This is a genomic window from Ancylobacter oerskovii (genome assembly GCF_018390555.1).
Classification (GTDB): domain Bacteria; phylum Pseudomonadota; class Alphaproteobacteria; order Rhizobiales; family Xanthobacteraceae; genus Ancylobacter; species Ancylobacter oerskovii.
In genome coordinates this window covers 580,040-598,456 of sequence record NZ_JAHBGB010000002.1, presented here as the reverse complement: position 1 = coordinate 598,456, position 18,417 = coordinate 580,040, and the positions used below count along the sequence as shown (strand labels likewise).

The 18,417-nt window shown below is 70.3% G+C and carries 13 protein-coding genes; 11 read left to right on the top strand and 2 right to left on the bottom strand.

Translation table 11 applies throughout. The features are described from left to right. Window positions 1–56 precede the first annotated feature (56 nt). From thrC to KHC19_RS03035, 7 genes are all read left to right on the top strand, one after another. On the top strand, window positions 57–1,466 hold the full coding sequence (gene thrC, locus KHC19_RS03065) for a threonine synthase (protein ID WP_213350532.1): 1,410 nt from the start codon (window positions 57–59) through the stop codon (window positions 1,464–1,466). After that, on the top strand, window positions 1,463–2,749 hold the full coding sequence (locus tag KHC19_RS03060; RefSeq protein WP_213350531.1) for a M16 family metallopeptidase: 1,287 nt from the start codon (window positions 1,463–1,465) through the stop codon (window positions 2,747–2,749). The genes thrC and KHC19_RS03060 overlap by 4 nt, the downstream gene beginning before the upstream one ends. Window positions 2,750–2,766: 17 nt before the next feature. Next, the gene (locus tag KHC19_RS03055; RefSeq protein WP_213350530.1) at window positions 2,767–3,414 is read left to right on the top strand and encodes a GNAT family N-acetyltransferase; all 648 of its coding nucleotides are present in this window, start codon (window positions 2,767–2,769) and stop codon (window positions 3,412–3,414) included. A gap of 357 nt (window positions 3,415–3,771) precedes the next feature. Continuing rightward, entirely contained in the window at window positions 3,772–4,083 is a 312-nt protein-coding gene (locus KHC19_RS03050; RefSeq protein WP_213350529.1) for a (2Fe-2S)-binding protein, read from the top strand. A gap of 205 nt (window positions 4,084–4,288) precedes the next feature. Further along, window positions 4,289–4,765 (top strand): bacterioferritin, encoded by a 477-nt coding sequence (gene bfr / locus KHC19_RS03045; protein ID WP_213350528.1) that lies wholly within the window; start codon window positions 4,289–4,291, stop codon window positions 4,763–4,765. 227 nt (window positions 4,766–4,992) lie between these two features. Next, window positions 4,993–6,042, top strand: coding sequence for a Fe(3+) ABC transporter substrate-binding protein (locus KHC19_RS03040; RefSeq protein ID WP_213350527.1), 1,050 nt, complete (start codon window positions 4,993–4,995; stop codon window positions 6,040–6,042). Window positions 6,043–6,144: 102 nt separating this feature from the next. Further along, on the top strand, window positions 6,145–7,833 hold the full coding sequence (locus tag KHC19_RS03035; protein WP_213351023.1) for an ABC transporter permease: 1,689 nt from the start codon (window positions 6,145–6,147) through the stop codon (window positions 7,831–7,833). A 732-nt stretch (window positions 7,834–8,565) separates the two neighbouring features. Here the strand turns inward: KHC19_RS03035 and KHC19_RS03030 are convergent. Beyond that, window positions 8,566–10,533 carry an acetoacetate--CoA ligase gene (locus KHC19_RS03030; protein WP_213350526.1) on the bottom strand — a complete coding sequence of 656 codons (1,968 nt, stop codon included), beginning with the start codon at window positions 10,531–10,533 and terminating at the stop codon, window positions 8,566–8,568. 273 nt (window positions 10,534–10,806) lie between these two features. Here KHC19_RS03030 and KHC19_RS03025 point away from each other — a divergent pair, with 273 nt between their 5' ends. Beyond that, window positions 10,807–12,609: an AsmA family protein gene (locus KHC19_RS03025; protein WP_213350525.1), complete on the top strand. Its 1,803-nt coding sequence runs from the start codon at window positions 10,807–10,809 to the stop codon at window positions 12,607–12,609. A gap of 39 nt (window positions 12,610–12,648) precedes the next feature. Here the strand turns inward: KHC19_RS03025 and KHC19_RS03020 are convergent, their stop codons facing one another. Next, a complete protein-coding gene (locus KHC19_RS03020; protein WP_213350524.1) occupies window positions 12,649–15,516 on the bottom strand; it encodes an ATP-binding protein in 2,868 nt (955 codons plus the stop codon). A 290-nt stretch (window positions 15,517–15,806) separates the two neighbouring features. On the opposite strand from KHC19_RS03020, the gene KHC19_RS26145 reads away from it, so the two are divergent. The 3 genes from KHC19_RS26145 to groES all read left to right on the top strand — a co-directional run bounded on the left by KHC19_RS26145 (window position 15,807) and on the right by groES (window position 18,340). Further along, window positions 15,807–17,060 carry a phasin family protein gene (locus tag KHC19_RS26145; protein WP_281418524.1) on the top strand — a complete coding sequence of 418 codons (1,254 nt, stop codon included), beginning with the start codon at window positions 15,807–15,809 and terminating at the stop codon, window positions 17,058–17,060. Window positions 17,061–17,303: 243 nt separating this feature from the next. Continuing rightward, a complete protein-coding gene (locus tag KHC19_RS03010; protein ID WP_213350523.1) occupies window positions 17,304–17,798 on the top strand; it encodes a phasin in 495 nt (164 codons plus the stop codon). Window positions 17,799–18,043: 245 nt separating this feature from the next. After that, window positions 18,044–18,340, top strand: a complete 297-nt coding sequence (gene groES, locus KHC19_RS03005; protein ID WP_213350522.1) for a co-chaperone GroES — start codon at window positions 18,044–18,046, stop codon at window positions 18,338–18,340. The last annotated feature ends 77 nt before the right edge of the window (window positions 18,341–18,417 follow it).

Genomic DNA, 18,417 nt, shown 5'->3' with positions numbered 1-18,417 from the left:
TGCGGCGCTTTCCGGCGGCCCAGGGCCGCCCGACCGTTTCCAGTGGAGGCGCGAGGTTGCGCTATATCTCGACACGCGGCGAAGCGCCGACGCTCGCCTTTTCCGACGCGTTGCTGGCCGGGCTCGCCCGCGACGGCGGGCTCTATGTGCCGGAGGCCTATCCGGCGCTCGCTCCCGCCGACATCGCCCGCCTCGCCGGCCATTCCTATGCCGAGGTCGCCGGCCGGGTAATCGCCCCCTTCGTGGACGGCGCCTTCGCCCCCGCCGTGCTGGCGCCGATGCTGGAGGAGGCCTACGCCACCTTCCGCCATGTCGCCACGACGCCGCTGGTGCAGATCGCGCCCAACCGCTTCGTGCTGGAGCTGTTCCACGGCCCGACGCTCGCCTTCAAGGACGTCGCCATGCAGCTGCTCGGCCGCATGATGGATCATGTGCTGACCGAGCGGGATGCCCGCGCGACCATCGTCGGCGCCACCTCCGGCGACACTGGCTCGGCGGCGATCGAGGCGTTTCGCGGCCGGGCGCGGACGGATGTGTTCATCCTCTACCCGGCGGGGCGCGTCTCCGAGGTGCAGCGCCGGCAGATGACCACGGTTGATGACGCCAATGTGCATGCCATCGCCGTCGAGGGCACCTTCGACGACTGCCAGGCTCATGTGAAGACGCTGTTCAACGACCACGGCTTCCGCGACCGGCTGGCGCTGGCCGGGGTGAACTCCATCAACTGGGCGCGCATCGTCGCGCAGGTGGTGTACTATTTCTATGCCGGCGTGGCGCTCGGCGCGCCGCACCGGCCGGTGTCCTTCGTGGTGCCGACCGGCAATTTCGGCGACATCCTCGCCGGCTATGTCGCCAAGCAGATGGGGCTGCCCGTCGCCCGGCTCGCCATCGCCACCAATGTGAACGACATCCTCGCCCGCACGCTGGCCACCGGCCGCTACGAGGTGACGGGGGTGAAGCCGTCCTCCTCGCCCTCGATGGACATCGAGGTGTCGTCGAATTTCGAGCGGCTGCTGTTCGACGCCCATGACCGCGATGCCGGGGCGGTGCGCGGCCTGATGGCCTCGCTGGCGCAGTCCGGCTCCTTCTCGCCGCGCAACGAGGCGCTGGCGGCGATCCGCGCCGAATTCGACGCCGGCCGTGCCGACGAGGCCGAGACCGCCGCCACCATCGCCCGGGTGCGGGCCGAGACCGGCTATCTGCTCGATCCGCACACCGCCGTCGCGGTGGCGGTCGCCGAGAAGCTGAAGCACGACCCCAAGGTGCCGCAGGTGGTGCTGTCGACCGCGCATCCCGCCAAGTTCCCCGACGCGGTGGAGAAGGCCTGCGGCGAGCGGCCGGCGCTGCCGCCGCACCTCGCCGACCTCATGGAGCGGCCCGAGCGCACGCCGACGCTGCCCAACGACATCGCGGCGATCCGCGCCTATATCGAGGCGCATGCCCGCATCGCGGCGGATGCGGCATGAGCGGCGCCCCCGTGAACGCGCCGCGCATCACCACGCTGGAGAACGGCGTCACCGTCATCACCGACACGATGGGCCATCTCGCCACCACCTCGCTCGGCATCTGGGCGGGGGCGGGCTCGCGCGACGAGGTGCCGAGCGAGCACGGCATCTCGCATTTGCTGGAGCACATGGCGTTCAAGGGCACGCGCCGGCGCTCCGCCCGCGCCATCGCCGAGGAGATCGAGGCGGTGGGCGGCGACATCAACGCCGCCACCAGCGTCGAGCACACCTCCTACAATGCGCGGGTGCTGGGCGAGGACATGCCGCTGGCGGTGGACGTGCTGGCCGACATCCTCACCGAGCCGGCCTTCGATCCCGAAGAGCTGGTGCGCGAGCACAATGTCATCATCCAGGAGATCGGCGCCGCGCTCGACACGCCGGACGACCTGGTGTTCGACCTGTTCCAGGAGCGGGCCTTTCCCGGCCAGCCGGTGGGCCGCTCCATCCTCGGCACGCCGGCGAGCGTGAAATCCTTCGGGCCGGACGACCTGCGCGCCTATCTCGACCGCAACTACCGCACCGGCCGGACGATCGTCGCCGGCGCCGGCGCGATCGAGCACGACCAACTGGTCGAGGAGGCCGGCCGACGGCTCGCCGGCCTGCCCAGGGGCGACAAGCCGGCACCGGTGGCGGCCGAGTACAAGGGCGGCGTCGAGATCGGCGGCGGGCGCGACCTCGAGCAGGCGCATGTGCTGGTCGGGCTCGAGGGCCTGTCCTATCGCGATCCCGGCATCCATGCGCTGCAGGTGTTCACCAACATTCTCGGCGGCGGCATGTCGTCGCGGCTGTTCCAGGAGGTGCGCGAGAAGCGCGGCCTCTGCTACGCCGTCTATGCCTTCCACTGGAGCTATGGCGATACCGGCCTGTTCGGCGTCTATGCCGGCACCGATGCCGGCGACCTCGGCGAACTGGTCAATGTCGTCATCGACGAGGTCGCCGGGACGGTGGAAACCCTCACCGAGGCCGAGCTCGCCCGCGCCAAGGCGCAGGCCAAGGTGGGGCTGCTAGCGGCGCTGGAGAGCTCCGGTGCGCGGGCCGACCAACTCGCCCGGCAGATGCTGGCCTTCGGCCGGCCGATCCCGCTGGAGGAGATCGTCGCCAAGGTGGAGGCGGTGACGCTGGAGGACGCCCGCGCGGCCGGCCGCCGGCTGATCGCCGGGGGGCGCCCGACCTTCGCGGCGCTGGGGCCGCAAAAGCCTCTTGAATCCGCGGCCCGCTTCGCCGAACGTCTGGGGTCTGGCTAACCGTTCCGTCGACCTCCATGGCCCTGTTCCGCAGCGTCTCCTGGCCGGATCCACCCTCGCTGATCGAAGGCGAGGGGGTTGTGCTGCGCGTGCCGCAAATGTCGGATTTCGCCGCCTGGGCGAGCCTGCGCGAGGAAAGCCGCAGCTTCCTCGCGCCCTGGGAGCCGCTGTGGCCGGCGCACGACCTGACGCGCGGCGCCTTCCGCCGTCGCATCCGCCGCTATGCCCGCGACCTCAAGGAAGACAATGCCTATCCCTTCCTCGTGCTGCGTGCCGCCGACCGGGTGCTGCTCGGCGGGCTGTCGCTGTCCAATGTGCGGCGCGGCGTGACGCAGACCGCGAGCCTCGGCTACTGGATGGGCGCGCCCTTCGCCGGCAAGGGCTATATGGGCGCGGCGGTGCGCGCGCTGCTGCCCTATGCGCATGGCACGCTGGGGCTGCGGCGGATCGAGGCCGCCTGCCTGCCGAGCAACCAGCCCTCGATCCGGCTGCTGCAGAAGGTCGGCTTCCGCCGCGAGGGCTATGGCCGGGAATATCTCTGCATCAACGGCGTGTGGCAGGACCACCTCCTGTTCGCGCGGCTTTCCAGCGACCCGGTGGCGCCGGCTCCCGGCCCGGCCCGTCCGACGCTGGTGCACGATGCCGACGAGGTCGGAGAGGGCTGAGGCCGGTCCGCGGCCTTCACCCGGCGTGGCAGGGGTACCCCGGGCTCTTGGGGATCCGGTCGTGCCGCATGCAGGCGGCGCCGGCGGATGCCGGCGCGCCGGCCCGGTAGGTGCCTGCCAGCAGGACGATGTATGCCGGTAGTGTTCGGCGGGTCTTCAGTCTGGAATCCATATAAAGAGATGGGCTCACAGACTAGAAGTTCTAAAAACTTTGGCCGGACAAAGCAGAATATTCGTTCCTGTGATCGCACGATCGGGTTTTCCCGATTGACGCCGGCGCCGATTGACGCGAGAAGAGAAGTACAGGCAGAAATTTAGAATTATTCTAAATAGCTCGTCACTTGGTTCCGCCGCACGATGATTGTGTGTTCGTGTAACGTGCTGTCCGATACGCAGGTCCGCGCCGCGATCTCCGATCCCGCGGCGAGCGTGCGTACGGCGGGGCAGGTGTATCGTTGCCTGGGCTGCAGCCCGCAATGCGGCCGCTGCGCCCGCACCATCCGCAAGCTGATCGACGACATCAACGCCGCCCCGGCCTGCGGCGCCTGCCCGCTGGACTGCGCCGTGAAGGACCATGTTCACGCCCATGAGCATGAACATGCGCATGTCCACCCGCACGCCGGCGATCTCGCCGACCTCGTCCCGGCCAATCTGCTGCCGGCCGAATAGCCGCGTCCTTCGCAAATTCCTGTTCCCGCATGGATCGCCGCCGTCTCGCCAGGGACGGTGCGGCCGAGCCTTTCCGCCCTGTCGCGGCCGTTCCACCGCACGGGGATAACCGTCGCGCGGGCGCTTATTCGCGTCTTGTCATTTGATTGGAATAATTCTAAAAAGATGGCGCTTACCCATTGCGTACCAATCAAGAGGCAAGGCCATGAAGGGCGATACCAAGGTCATCGAATATCTCAACCGCGGCCTGCGCTCGGAGCTGACGGCGATCAACCAATATTGGCTGCATTACCGCATGCTCGACAATTGGGGATTCAAGAAGCTCGCCGCCAAGTGGCGCGCCGAATCCATCGAGGAGATGCAGCATGCCGACAAGTTCGTCGACCGCATCCTCTTCCTCGAGGGCTTCCCCAATCTGCAGGTCCTCGACCCGCTGCGCATCGGCCAGGACATCAAGGAAGTGATCGAGAGCGATCTCGCTGCCGAGATCGAGGCGCGCGCGCTCTATCAGGAAGCCGCCTCCTATTGCGACGAGGTGAAGGACTATCCCAGCCGCGACCTGTTCAAGGAGCTGATGGCGGACGAGGAGGGGCACATCGACTTCCTCGAGACCCAGCTGGACCTCATCGCCCGGCTCGGCGTGCAGCTCTACGCCCAGCACCACATCGGCGAGCTGGACTGAGCGCATCGCGCCTGTCGCCTTCGACGAATCGAGGCCGGTCGTCAGACCGGCCTTTTTCGTGGCGCGGCTCCGTGGCCCAAGAGATTTGGAGTGTTTCTAAACTATTGCGATCACTTACCTTTTGATTGACCCATCGTCAGGCCTCTTCTAACGCAGCCGCATTGGGCAGGCGCTTACCGCTCCAGCCGTGGCGGCAGCCGGCGGACGCGCCAGGAGGAGGACGACGCATGAGGACCAAGCTGGCCGGCACCGTGGCGCGGCGTACCATTCTGGGCGGGCTGGTCGCCGCCGCGGCGGCACTGGCGCCGTTCGGCGCGAGCGCGGAAGAGGTGGTGAATGTCTACACCACCCGCGAGCCGGCGCTCGCCAAGCCGGTGTTCGACGCCTTCACCGAGAAGACCGGCGTGAAGGTCAACACCGTCTTCGTCAAGGACGGCCTCGCCGAGCGCGTGAAGGCCGAGGGCGCCGCCTCGCCGGCCGACGTGATGATGACCGTCGACATCGGCAACCTGCTCGACCTCGTCGAGCAGGGCGTGACGCAGAACGTCAAGTCCGAGGTGCTGGAGAAGGCGATCCCGGCCAATCTGCGCGGTGCGAACGGCGAGTGGTTCGCGGTGTCGATGCGCGGGCGCGTCGTCTATGCCTCCAAGGACCGGGTGAAGCTCGACGCCATCACCTATGAGGACCTCGCCAAGCCGGAATGGAAGGGCAAGATCTGCATCCGCTCCGGCAAGCACCCCTACAACACCGCGCTGATCGCCGCCTACATCGCCCATCACGGCGAGGCCAAGGCCGAGGAATGGCTGAAGGGCATCAAGGCCAACCTCGCCCGCAAGCCGGCCGGCGGCGACCGCGAGAATGCCCGCGACATCCTCGCCGGCATCTGCGACCTCGGCGTCGCCAATTCCTACTATGTCGGGCTGATGCGCTCCGGCAAGGGCGGGCCCGAGCAGGAGAAGTGGGCGGAGGCGATCAACGTCGTCCTGCCGACCTTCGAGGGCGGCGGCACCAATGTGAACGTCTCCGGCGCCTCGGTCGCCAAGAACGCGCCGAACAAGGAAAACGCGCTCAAGCTGATGGAATTCCTAGTCTCGCACGAGGCGCAGGACGTCTATGCCCGGGCGAACTTCGAATATCCGGTGGTGGCCGGCTCGCCGGTCGACCCGATCATCGCCGCCTTCGGCCCGCTGAAGATCGACAATCTGGACATCGCCAAGATCGGCCAGTATCGCAAGCAGGCGGCCGATCTCGTCGACAAGGTCGGCTTCGACAACTGATCCCGTCTTCCGGCGCGTCGCGCCGCGAGATATGCGCGCCCGTCCCGGTGACGGGCGCGTTCCCGTTTCGAGGACGATGCGCGTGGTGACGCCGTCTTGGCGATGAGTTCCCCGGCGAACGACCGGCCTTCCAGCGTCTCCGGCATCGCCGGCGCGGCCGGCGGGCTCATGCGCCTCGGCGCGCTCGCCATCGTCGGGCTGGTGCTGCTGCCGCTCGCCGCGCTGATCGCCACCGCCGCCCACGGCACCGGCGACCTGTGGCCGCACATCGTGCGCAACGTGCTGCCGGTGGCGATCACCGACACCGCGCTGCTGGTGCTGGGGGTGGGGATCATCGCCGGCACGCTCGGCACCGGCACCGCCTGGCTGGTGGCGGTGTGCCGCTTCCCCGGCCGCGGCTTCTTCGAATGGGCGCTGCTGCTGCCGCTGGCGATCCCCACCTACATCCAGGCCTTCGTCTATGTCGACGCGGTGCATCCGCTGGGGCCGATCCCCACCGCGATCCGCGCCGCGCTCGGCATGACCAGCCCGCGCGACCTGCCGCTGCCGGAAGTGCGGAGCCTGCCGGGCTGCATCGTGCTGCTGGGCTTCGTGCTGTACCCTTACGTCTACCTGCCGGCGCGGGCGGCCTTCCTGGTGCAGACCGCCTCGGCGCTCGACGCGGCGCGCACGCTCGGCCACGGGGCGACCGCCACCTTCTTCCGCATCGCGCTGCCGCTCGCCCGTCCCGCCATTGCGGTGGGCGTGACGCTCGCCCTGATGGAGACGGTGAACGATATCGGCGCCTCGGAATTCCTCGGCGTGCAGACGCTGACGCTGTCGATCTATTCCACCTGGCTGAACCGCTCCAGCCTGCCCGGCGCGGCGCAGATCGCGCTGTTCATGCTGGTGATCATGATCGGGCTGGTCATGCTGGAACGCTGGGGGCGGCGGCATATCAGCCATGCCAATGTCGGCAACCGCGCCCGCCCGCCGATGCGCCGCCAACTCTCGGCCGGCAGCGCCACGCTCGCCTTCCTCGCCTGCCTCGTCCCGGTGACACTGGGCTTCCTGATGCCGGCCGGCCATCTCGTCCACGCCGCCTATGGTCGTTTCATGTTCCGCGGCCTGCCGGAGACGCTGCTGCCGGAAGCCCTGAACACCGCGCTCTTCGCCGGCATCGGCACGGCGCTGGCGCTGGGCTGCGGCCTGCTGCTGGCGATCGCCGCCCGCACCGGCACGGTGCGCTCCCCGCGGCTGCTGCGCTTCGCGGCGCTCGGCTATGCGGTGCCCGGCACGGTGCTGGCGGTGGGGCTGCTGGTGCCGCTCGCCGGCTTCGACAACCTGGTCTCGGCGACGGTGCAATCCCTCGGCGGGCCGGCGACGGGGCTGATCGTCTCCGGCTCGGGGGCGGCGCTGATCGTCGCCTATGTCATCCGCTTCCTCGCCATTCCCGTCGGGGCGCTGGAGACCGGCTACGAGAAGGTCGGCATGAGCCTCGACATGGCGGCGCGGGGGCTCGGCGAGGCCCCGGGCGGGGTGGTGCGGCGCATCCACCTGCCGCTGCTGCGCCCGGCGCTCGGCACCGCGGCGCTGCTGGTGTTCGTCGACTGCATGAAGGAATTGCCGGCGACGCTGATGCTGCGCCCGCTGAACTTCGAGACGCTGGCGAGCCAGGTCTATGGCGAGGCCGCGCGCGGCTCCTATGAGGACGGCGCCCTGGCGGCGCTGCTGATCGTGCTGGTGGGGCTGATCCCGGTGATCCTGCTGGCACGGCTGAGCCGGCCGCGCCAGCACCTCGACAGCTTCTGACGGCGGGTTGGGGACGCGCGGGTGTTGGGGGCTCTGGGTTCGACCTCCTCCGCCTGCGAAAGTGGCTGGTTCCGATTTCGCCGACCTCGCCTGCCTCGTTGATTGCCTCTCCCCGCCGGAATTCGGCTGTTGCCGAGTTCGGTTCCGGCAAGGTCGAAACCGGACGCCTCCGGTTGCGACGGAGAGGCGGCCCGCGCAGTGGGTCGGTGAGTGGCGACGGCAGGGGGAAGTAAAGTAGACCCCTCACCCCACCCCTCTCCGTCAAACTCGGCTATTGCCGAGTTTGACTTTCAGAGAGAACGAGCTCGGCAATAGCCGAGGTCGATGTGGGGTGAGGGAGCCGGTCGCGCCGGGCCCGCGGCTTCCCGCTTCCTCCCGAACCATCTCAGGATGAGGCGCCCGGAGACAGCCGGGCCTCGGAGGAGGGGCCTTCGGGCGCGCTTCGGCGAGCATCCTTCGAGGCTCGCTGCGCTCGCACCTCAGGATGAGGGCGCTCCGTTGGCCTCAGGATAAGCGCGTTCCACCAGCTTCAGGATGAGGGCGCTGCATTGGAAAGAGGACGTCATCCCGGACGGCCGGAAGGCCATCCGGGATCGCGCAAACACCGAAGCGCGATCCCGGTTCTCCGCTTCGCTGCGGCCGGGATGAGGATGGAGCCGGCCCCGGCTCTGGTTCGCCCCGGTTCTCCGCTTCGCCGCGGCCGGGGTGATGACGGAACCGGTCCCGGGGCGCTCAGTTCGCCAGCTCCGGCAGGTTGCGGTAGAGGTCGAGCGATTCCGGGTTTGCCAATGCCTCGGTGTTCTTCACCGGGCGGCCATGCACCACCTCGCGCACCGCGAGCTCGGTGATCTTGCCCGAACGGGTGCGCGGGATGTCCGCCACCGCGACGATCTTCGCCGGCACATGCCGCGGCGAGGCGCCGACGCGGATCTGCGTCTTGATGCGCTTGTCGAGATCGGCGTCCAGCGCGACGCCGGCCTTCAGCCGCACGAACAGCACCACGCGCACGTCATTGTCCCACTCCTGGCCGATGGCGATGGCCTCCAGGATCTCCGGCACCTGCTCGGCCTGGGCGTAGATCTCGGCGGTGCCGATGCGCACGCCCTGCGGGTTCAGCGTCGCATCCGAGCGGCCGTGGATGATGATGCCGCCGTGAGACGTCCATTCCGCGAAGTCGCCATGGCACCAGACATTGGCGAAACGCTCGAAATAGGCGGCGTGATACTTGGCGCCGTCCTTGTCGTTCCAGAACATCACCGGCATGCAGGGGAAGGGCCGGGTACAGACCAGCTCGCCGCGCTCGCCGACGACCGGCTTGCCGTCGTCCGACCACACCTCCACCGCCATGCCGAGGCCGGGCGCCTGGATCTCGCCGCGATAGACCGGCGCGGTGGGATCGCCGAGCACGAAGCAGGAGACGATGTCGGTGCCGCCCGAGATCGAGGCGAGGTGCAGATCGGGCTTGATCGCCTCATAGACATAGGCGAAGTCGGCCGGCGCCAGCGGCGAGCCGGTGGAGGTGATCGCCTTGAGCTTCGACAGGTCGTGGGTGTCGACCGGGCGCAGCCCCTCCTTGCGCAGCGAATCGATGTACTTCGCCGAGGTGCCGAACAGCGCGAAGCCTTCTTTCTCGGCATAGTCGAACAGCACGGAAGGGCCGGGCGCGAAGGGCGAGCCGTCGAACAGGCAGAGCGCCAGCTTGCTGGCGAGGCCGGACACCAGCCAGTTCCACATCATCCAGCCGCAGGTGGTGAAGTAGAACAGCCGGTCGCCCGGGTGCAGGTCGCAATGCAGCCGGTGCTCCTTGATGTGCTGCAGGAGCGTGCCGCCGCCGCCATGCACGATGCATTTCGGCACGCCGGTGGTGCCGGAGGAGAACAGGATGAACACCGGGTGGTTGAACGGCACTCGCTCGAAGGTCAGCGGCGCCGGCGCGAAGGGCGCGATGAAGGCGTCGAGCGAGGCGCCGTTCGGCAGGCGCGCCGCCACCTCCTCCGCCTCGCCGAGATAGGGGACGATCACGGTCTTCACCGTGCTGTCGAGATGCGGCACCACCGCGGCCAGCTTGTCGCCGATGGCGACCCGCTTGCCGGAATACCAATAGCCGTCGACGGCGAAATACAGCTTCGGCGCGATCTGGCTGAAGCGGTCGAGAATGCCGCGCTCGCCGAAATCCGGCGAGCAGGAGGAGAAGATCGCGCCGAGCGAGGTCGCCGCCAGCATTATGGCGATGGTCTCCGGCATGTTGGGCATGGTGGCCGCCACCCGGTCGCCAATGCCGATGCCGGCCGCCTTCATCGCCTGCTGCAGGCGCGAGACCAGCGCCGTGAGCTCGCCGAAGCCGACGCGACGCTCCACCTTGTCCTCGCCGCGGAACACCAGGGCGAGGCTATCGGGATCGCGCGGGCGCAGCAGGTTCTCGGCATAGTTGAGCCGCGCCTGCGGGAAGAACTCCGCGCCGGGCATGCGCTCGCCGTCGCGGAGGGCGGGGCCGGCGCGCTCGCCGATCACCTCGCCGAGGTCCCACACCGCCTCCCAGAAGGCGGCGGGCTCGGCGATCGACCAGGCATGCAGGTCGCGATAATCGGCAAGCCGGGTGCCGTGGCGTTCATTGACGGTACGGATGAAGGCGAAGACGGCGCTGCGCGCAACACGCGCCTCGCTCGGCGTCCAAAGCGGCTGATCGTTTTCCGCACTCATCAAGGCTGGCCCTCCCAGGCTCCGGCAGCGACGATTCATCGGTGAGCGTCGGGCGGCCATTTTGTCGGGTTTGCAGCCTGCCCGGCGAATTCATAGCGTCCGGTCCACAACTTGTCAGGCCATGAAACAGACACAGACAAGCAGGATGTTGCAGGATGGCGGCGATTGGTTTTATGCCAGTTCGCGGCCGGTCGACGGGAGGGGTGGTTCGTCGGGCCGAGACGCGAGGCAGGCGCAGCATGCGGAATGCCGACGGGGTTGTGGCGACACGCGATGAGAAAACTGCTGGCGATCCTGCTGCTGCCACTCCTGCTCGTGGTCGTCGGCGCCGCCCTCGCTCCCAAGCTGGCCTCGCAGGCGCGGCTGCGCGCCGAGGCGCTCGGCATGATGCGCACCGCCACCGGCATGGATGCCGCGATCGACGGTGACGTGCGCTTTTCCGCCTTTCCCTGGCCGGCGCTGGAGGCGCGCGGCGTCCGCATCGGGCAGGAGGGCGGCCCGAGCCTGACGGTGCCGCATCTGCGGATCGTGCTCGACCTGCTGCCGCTGGTCACCGGCAGCGCCCGCGCCGACCATATCGCGCTGGCGGATCCGGTGCTGACCGTTCCCGACCGCGTCTCCAACACCGCCATGCTCGCCGAGCTGCTGCGCCGCATCGGCGGGGGCACGCTGTCCGGCGAGATAAGGGTGCTCGACGGGCTGGTGCGGCTCGTCGACGAGGACGGCGCCACCACCACCACCGCCCGCATGAACGCCACCATCGACTGGCGCGGCGGCAGCGCGCTGAAGCTCGATGGCGGGTTCATCTGGCACGACCAGCCGATGGAGATCGACGTCGCCTTCTCGCAGCTCGGCGAGCTGGCCGGCGGGCGCAGCGCCCGGCTGCGCGCCGCCGCCTCCGGGCCGCTGGGCGAACTCTCCTACGAAGGCAGCTTCGGCTTCGCCAGCGGGCTTTCCGGCGAGGGCTCCGTCTATGCCGCGGCGCGCTCCGTGCGGGCGGCGCTGGACTGGCTCGGCCTCGACACGCCGACCGAGGGCGGTTTCGGGCCCTTCGCGCTGAAGGCCGACATGCTCTATTCCGGCAAGTCGGCGGCGCTCAGCCGGGTCCGGCTCGAGCTCGACGGCAATGTCAGCGAGGGCGGCTTCAATCTGCGCCTCGACGAGGGCCGCCCGCAGATCCAGGGCACGCTCGCCGCCGGCACGCTCGACCTGGCGCCCTATGGCCAGCTGGCGCTCGCCGGACCGGACGGCAACCATTGGAACCGCGATCCCCTCGAGACGCAGCGGCTGCAGCGCTTCGACCTCGACCTGCGCCTCTCGGCCGGCGAGGTGCGTGCCGGCGGCGCCAAGCTGGAACGCTTCGCCGCCAGCGCGGTGGTGAGGGGCGGCAAGCTGTCGCTCGCCATCGGCGAGGCCGAGGGCTGGCAGGGCATCTTCCGCGCCTCCGCCCAGGTGGCGCCGGTGGCGGCGGGCACCGAGGTGCGGGTCGAGCTCGCCTGCGAGGATGTCGCGCTGGCCCAGGCGCTCGGCGACATCTTCCGCACCCAGAGGGTGGAGGGGACCGGCTCGTTCCGCCTCGCCGCCACCGGCACCGGCCGCGACATCGCCGGCATCGTCGGCAGCCTCGACGGCAGCTTCCGGCTGGAGGGCGCCAATGGCGCGCTGGTGGGGATCGACGCCACGCGCATCCTGACGCGGCTGGCCGAGCGCCCGCTTTCGGGCATCGGCAATCTGCGCGGCGGCCGCACGCCCTTCGACAGCCTGGCGGCGGAGGCGACGATCAGTTCCGGCATCGCCGACCTCACCACCCTCGCCGTCGACAGCACGCGCCTTGCGGTGCGCATGAACGGCACCGCCTCGATCCTGGCGCAGGAACTCGATCTCGCCGGCACCGCCATGCTGAAGGATGCGAGCGGAACGGCGAGCCCGTTCGAGCTGCCCTTCGTGGTGCGCGGCGACTGGGACGACCCGCTGCTGCTGCCCGACCCGCAATCGCTGATCCGCCGCTCCGGCGCCGCGCGGCCGCTGTTCGGCCCGCGCATGGAGGCGACGGGGATCCTGGGGCCGACGCCCTGAGTCTCGCCCTGAGCCTGCCCGCGGCGTGCGCCGGCGGCCCTACTCCGCCAGCACCCGGGTCGAGGGGAAGGTGATCTCCACCAGCGTGCCGGAATCCACCGCCGAGCGGATGGAGAAGGAGGCGCGGTTGGCTTCCGCCAGCGCCTTGGTCAGCGGCAGGCCGAGCCCGGTGCCGCCCGAGCCGATCTGCCCGGAGGTGGCGATCTGGCGGAACGGCTCCATGGCGATGGCGATGTCGGCCTCCGACATGCCGATGCCGGTGTCGCGCACCCTGAGCACCACCTCGCCCTGCGCCGTCAGCGCGGTCGACAGGATCACCTGGCCGCCCGGCCGGGTGAACTTCACCGAGTTCGAGACGAGGTTGAGGATGATCTGGCGGATCGAGCGCGCATCCGCCACCACCGGCGGCAGATCGGCGGCGAGCGAGGAGCGGATGATGATGCGCTCGCGGTTCGCCTGCGGCTGCATGATCGCCATGCCCTGCTGCACGATTTCGTTGAGCGCCACGCTGGTGAAGGACAGGTCGAGCTTGCCGGCCTCGATCTTCGACAGGTCGAGCAGGTCGTTGATCAGCGAGATGAGATGGCCGCCGGAAGCGTGGATGTCGCGCAGATAGTCGCGGTAGCGCTGGTTCTCGATCGGCCCGAAGCGCTCCTCCATCATGACCTCGGAAAAGCCGATGATGGCGTTGAGCGGGGTGCGGATCTCGTGGCTGATCTTGGCGAGGAAGTCGGACTTCGCCATGTTGGCGCGCTCGGCGAGCCGCTTGGCCTCGGTGAGCTCTTCCTCGGCGCGCTTCCACTGGGTGATGTCGCGCAGCACGGCACAGAACTTCGTGGAGTTCTCGCCGACGCGGCCGACGGTCATGAACAGCGGGATCAGCCCGCCCTCGCGTACCCGGCCGATGACCTCGCGCCCGTCATTGAGCACGCTGGCGACGCCGTTGGAGGCGAGGCCGTCGAGATAGTCGACGGCGGCGCGCTGGCTCTCGGGGGCGAAGAGCAGGGTGAAGTTCTCGCCCTGCACCTCGGCGGAATCGAAGCCGAACAGCGCCTCGGCCGGGCGGTTCATCGACAGGATGAGGCCGCTGGCATCGATGAGCACCACGCCGTCGGTGGCGGTGTCGAGGATGGAGCGCAGCTCGCGGGCGGTGGATTCGGACTGGCGCAGGGCGAGCTCGGCCTGGCGCTGGCGCTCGTCCGTCGGCTCGCCGAGGCGGCGCAGCAGATAGAGCATGGCCGGGGCGCCGTCCCAGGGGGCGGACATCAGCCGCGCCTCGACCGCGACCGGCGCGCCGGAGCGCGACAGGATCGACAGCGACGCCCCGTCCTCCCCGCCGGCGGCGACCGTGCCGCCGAACAGCGCGGCGAGGCCGCCGGCGGCCTGGATTGCCGCGGCGTCGGCATAGCCGGTCCAGTCGAGCAGGGCACGGTTGGCGTAGAGGAGCCGGTCGTCGCGCCAGGCGACGACGCCGACCGGCAGGCGGTCGAGCACCGGCCGCTCGGGTTCGGCGAAGCTGCGGCGCAGCCCCTCGCCGCGCCCGCCCTCGCCGCGTCCGCCCGCGCGGAGGAGGGGCTCGGGGGCGGGCGGTGCCGGGACGGGGGGAAGCTCGGGAGCGGGCGCGTCGGCCGGCGGTTCGGCGATCGCGGCGGGGGAGGGCGGCTCGGCGTCCGGCAGCCCGATAGCGGCGGGGGGCGTGTCGGCAAGCGGCAGATCGGCGGGCGGCAGGTCGGCGGACTCGACATCCATGCCCTCGATGCGGGCGCCGAGCGCGCGGGCGATCTCGCGGAACGCGTTGCGCTCGCCGGTCGACAGGCCTTCCCAGGAGGCGCGGGCCGCGTCGCCGCGGGCGGGATCGGCGCGGCCGTTCTCGCCGGCGCGCAGCGGCACGACATTCGGCACCGGCGGCACCAGGCTGAGCGTGGGGCGCGGCGTTTCCGGCGCGCCGGCCGGCTCGCCCGGGGACGGCCCGGCGGCCGGCGGGGCGGCGTCCTCAGCTTCGGTGGGCGTCGGGGAGGCCGGAGCCGCCGGCGTCGGCACGAAGGGCTCTTCCGGCGGCTCATGTGCGGGCGGCACCGGCCACGCGGCGTCGACGACCGGCGGAACGGCGGGGGGAAGCGCGAGGCGGTCCTTCACCACCCCGAAGCCGCGCATGCCGCCGTCGCGCAGCGGCGCGCCGCCGAGTTCGATCCGCCGGCTGCCGGCGGGGCCGGGAAGGTCCACCGGCAGATGCGCGAAGCTCCTGCCGGCCATGACCGCCTCATGGGCCTGCGGCGCGCCGAGATCGGCCCAGCTGCGGCCGGCGATCTCCTGCGCCGGGCGCCCGAGCAGGGCGGCGAGCCCGGCATCCGCCGGGGCAAGCCGGCCATCGCCCTGCGTGCGCCAGGTGAAGCGCCGCAGCTCCGGCGGTGTCGGCGCCGGCACCGGCGCGGCGGCCTCGGCCGGCGGGGCCGCTTCGGCGGCGAGAGAAGGGGGCGTGTCGGCCGGAACGGAGGCAGGGGGGGCCGGCCGGGGCGCGAGGGCCGGTCCCGAGGCATCGAGCGCGATCAGCAGCACGGCGCGCGTGCCGGCGGCGGCAATGAGCGTGCAGGCGACCGTGACCGGTATCAGCCGCGCCGGCAGGCGCAGCTTTTCCAGCCGCTGCCCGGCCTTGCCGCGGGTCGCGGCGCTGCGGGCGGCGAGGCCGGCGAGATCGCGGGCGAGCGGCATCGAGGCGCGATCGGACAGGGCAGGGCCGAGGAGGGCGCGGCCGGCGGGATTGCCGGCAAGCAGGCGGCCATCCGTATCGATGAGCAGGGCCGGCGCCGGTGCCGCCAGGGCTGCGGCGATACGCGGCTCGGCCAGCAGCGCCTGTGCCGTCTTCATGCCGGCGCCTGCCGCCTCATATCCGTCGGTCGGTGTCGTCATGAACCCGAACACTACGCTCCGCACCGGGCCGCGACGGACCCGCGAGGCGGCGCCGTGCCGCCCCGTCACCCCTGATCATAAGGCGCGGGGCCTCCCCACGCCATGCCGAGGCGCGCCCCCGAGGGCAGCTTCGCCTTTCGCGGTTAACCGGTTACGACCAGAACGCCGCCCCGATTCCGGTTGCCTTTCGCAGGGCGGGCGATACTTTAGTCGTATGCCGCTCGGCGAGTGGACGCGGGCGTGCGCTGCGGTATCATGCCCGCCATCATGCTTGGCATGTCTTTCTCGGCATGTCTTTCGGGAGAAGGTCGATGGCTCAGAATCCCAAGCTCGACATTCCGAACCACCTGCGCAACTTCGCCGAACAGGGCGTGGACAAGGCGCGCTCCGCCATCGACAACCTGTTCGGCGCCGCACACAAGGCGCTGAGCGATGTCGAGCGCCAGGTGGATGTGGCGCATCAGAACGTCCGCGATCTCGGGCGCACCACGGTGGACCTCGCCGAGGCGAACATCGCGGCGGTCTTCGAATTCGTCGGACGTCTGGCGCGGGCCACCTCGCTGGAGGAATGGAACCGGCTGAACGCCGCCTTCGTGACCGAGCAGGCCAAGCGACTGGGGGAACAGGCGCGCGCCCTTTCCAAGAGCGGCTTCCCGGCGAGCGGTTTCCCGGCGGCCGGTTTCCCCGGGGCGCAGGGCGATGCCAAGGCCGCCGGTGAGCCCGCGCGGCCGCCAGTGGCGCCGACGCCGAAGCCGGCCGCCGCTCGCCCCGCTGCCCGGCCGCCGGCGAAATCCGCCGCGGCCAAGCCGGTCGCGGCCAAGCCTGTTGCCGCGAAGCCTGCTGCGACGAGGCCTGCTGCGGCGAGGCCCGCCGCGGCCAAGCCCGGCCCCGCCGCCGCGGCACCGGCGGTCGCGATCGCCCCTGCCGCCGAGGTCGCCGCAAGCTCCGCCGCACCGGCTTCCGGTCGCAAGGCCGCGACGGCCAAGCGGGCGAACGCCGCCCGATCCGCGGCGACAGGACGCTCGGCGGTGGCCACGCCGGCCGTCGCCGCGCCGGCCGTGACCAAGACGTCGAGCGCCGAGACGCCTGTGGGCCGGAAGTCCGGTGCCAAGACGTCAGCGGCCAAGGCGTCAGCACTCAAGACGCCGGCAACCAAGACGCCGGCGACCCCGTCCGTGGCCAAGGCGCCGGCGGCCGGAAGGCGATCTGCCGGGGGAACTGCCGCCGCGCCGCCCGCCGCCAAGGCGGCGTCACCCGCCAGGGCACCGGCGACGCGGCCCGCCGCCAAGGCCTCGCCTGCCAAAACCTCGCCTGCCAAGGCCGCGACGACGCTTGCGGCAGCCGAGGTCGCCAAGCCGGCGGATGGCAAGGCGCCGGCACCGCGCCGCTCGGCCAAGCCGGCATCCGCCAAGCCGGCACCGAGCAAGCCGGCAACGGGCAAGCCGGCGGCGCAGGCCGTGGCTGCCGCGCCGGCCGCCGGGACGCCGCCCGATGCCGTCGCGCCGGTTGCGGCGACCCCGGAGAAGCCGGATTCGGCCAGCTGAGGCTGCCTCACGGGTTCCTCGGTACCGGTTCTGATCATTTTTCGGCCTTCGCGACGAAAAAATTCGCAGAAGCGGGTTGATTGTGCATTGCAATATGATATTGCATTGCACAAATAAACGATGCGAAGTCGGAAAGGGCGGGAAGAACATCCCCGCTCGCGTTTTCCGAGCGCCGCGCCCACTCCGTGCCGAGGGCCGGGACGGGCAACTTCATTGAGCACCCGTGAACGCGAGGACAAACCCATGACCGAGGCCGCTGAGACCCCGACCTCCACCCCGAAGAAGACCGCGAAGGCCGCCAGCGCGGCGTTTGCGGCGTCGCTGCCGAAGCTCGACGTGCCGAACCTCGAAGTGCCCGCCGTCGTGCGCGAGCTGGCGGAGAAGAGCGTGCAGAACGCCCGCGAGACCTATGAGAAGCTGAAGTCGCACGCGGAGGAGACCACCGACCTCCTCGAGGACACCTATTCGACCGCTTCCAAGGGCGTCGCCGAATACAACACGCTGGCGCTCGAGGCCCTGCGCACCAATGTGAACGCCACCTTCGACTATTTCGGCGCCCTGCTCGGCACCAAGAGCCTGTCCGAGGCGGTGGAGCTCTCCACCGGCCACCTGCGCAAGCAGTTCGACGTGCTCTCGGCTCAGGCCAAGGACCTCTCCGTGCTGGCCCAGAAGGTCGCCAACGAGACCGCCGAGCCGATCAAGGCCTCGGTCGAGAAGACCATCAAGAAGGCGTCCTGACGCCTTGCTGCCGTTACGGCTTCCGAAAGCCCGGCCCGCCTCGCGCGGCCGGGCTTTTGCGTTTCGGGTCCGCCTCCCGGCGGGAATTCGCCGGCCGCCCTCGCCCTCGCCTTGACTCTGCCTCGGGGCCTGCCTATCTCGGCAGCGGCTTTGGCACTCGCTTGCGCTGAGTGCCAGCCGGTCTGCCCCCGCGGGTGCCATGCCGGCGCATGCCGGCGCCAGAGAGAAATAGCCGAGGATCACCGATGGCCAAGCTCAAGTTCCGTCCCCTGCACGACCGCATCGTGGTGAAGCGCATCGACGCTGAAGAGAAGACCGCCGGCGGGATCATCATCCCCGACAGCGCCAAGGAAAAGCCCTCCCAGGGCGAGGTCGTCTCGGTGGGCCCCGGCGCCCGCGACGAGAGCGGCAAGCTCGTTCCCCTCGACGTGAAGGCCGGCGACAAGGTGCTGTTCGGCAAGTGGTCCGGCACCGAGGTGAAGCTCGACGGCGTCGACTACCTCATCATGAAGGAATCCGACGTCATGGGCATCGTCGGCTGATACCGGCCGCCCACGCCCCGACCGGCCCGGCCCGCGCCCGCTGAGGCGCGGGGAAGGCCGGCCCCGACATCTATTCA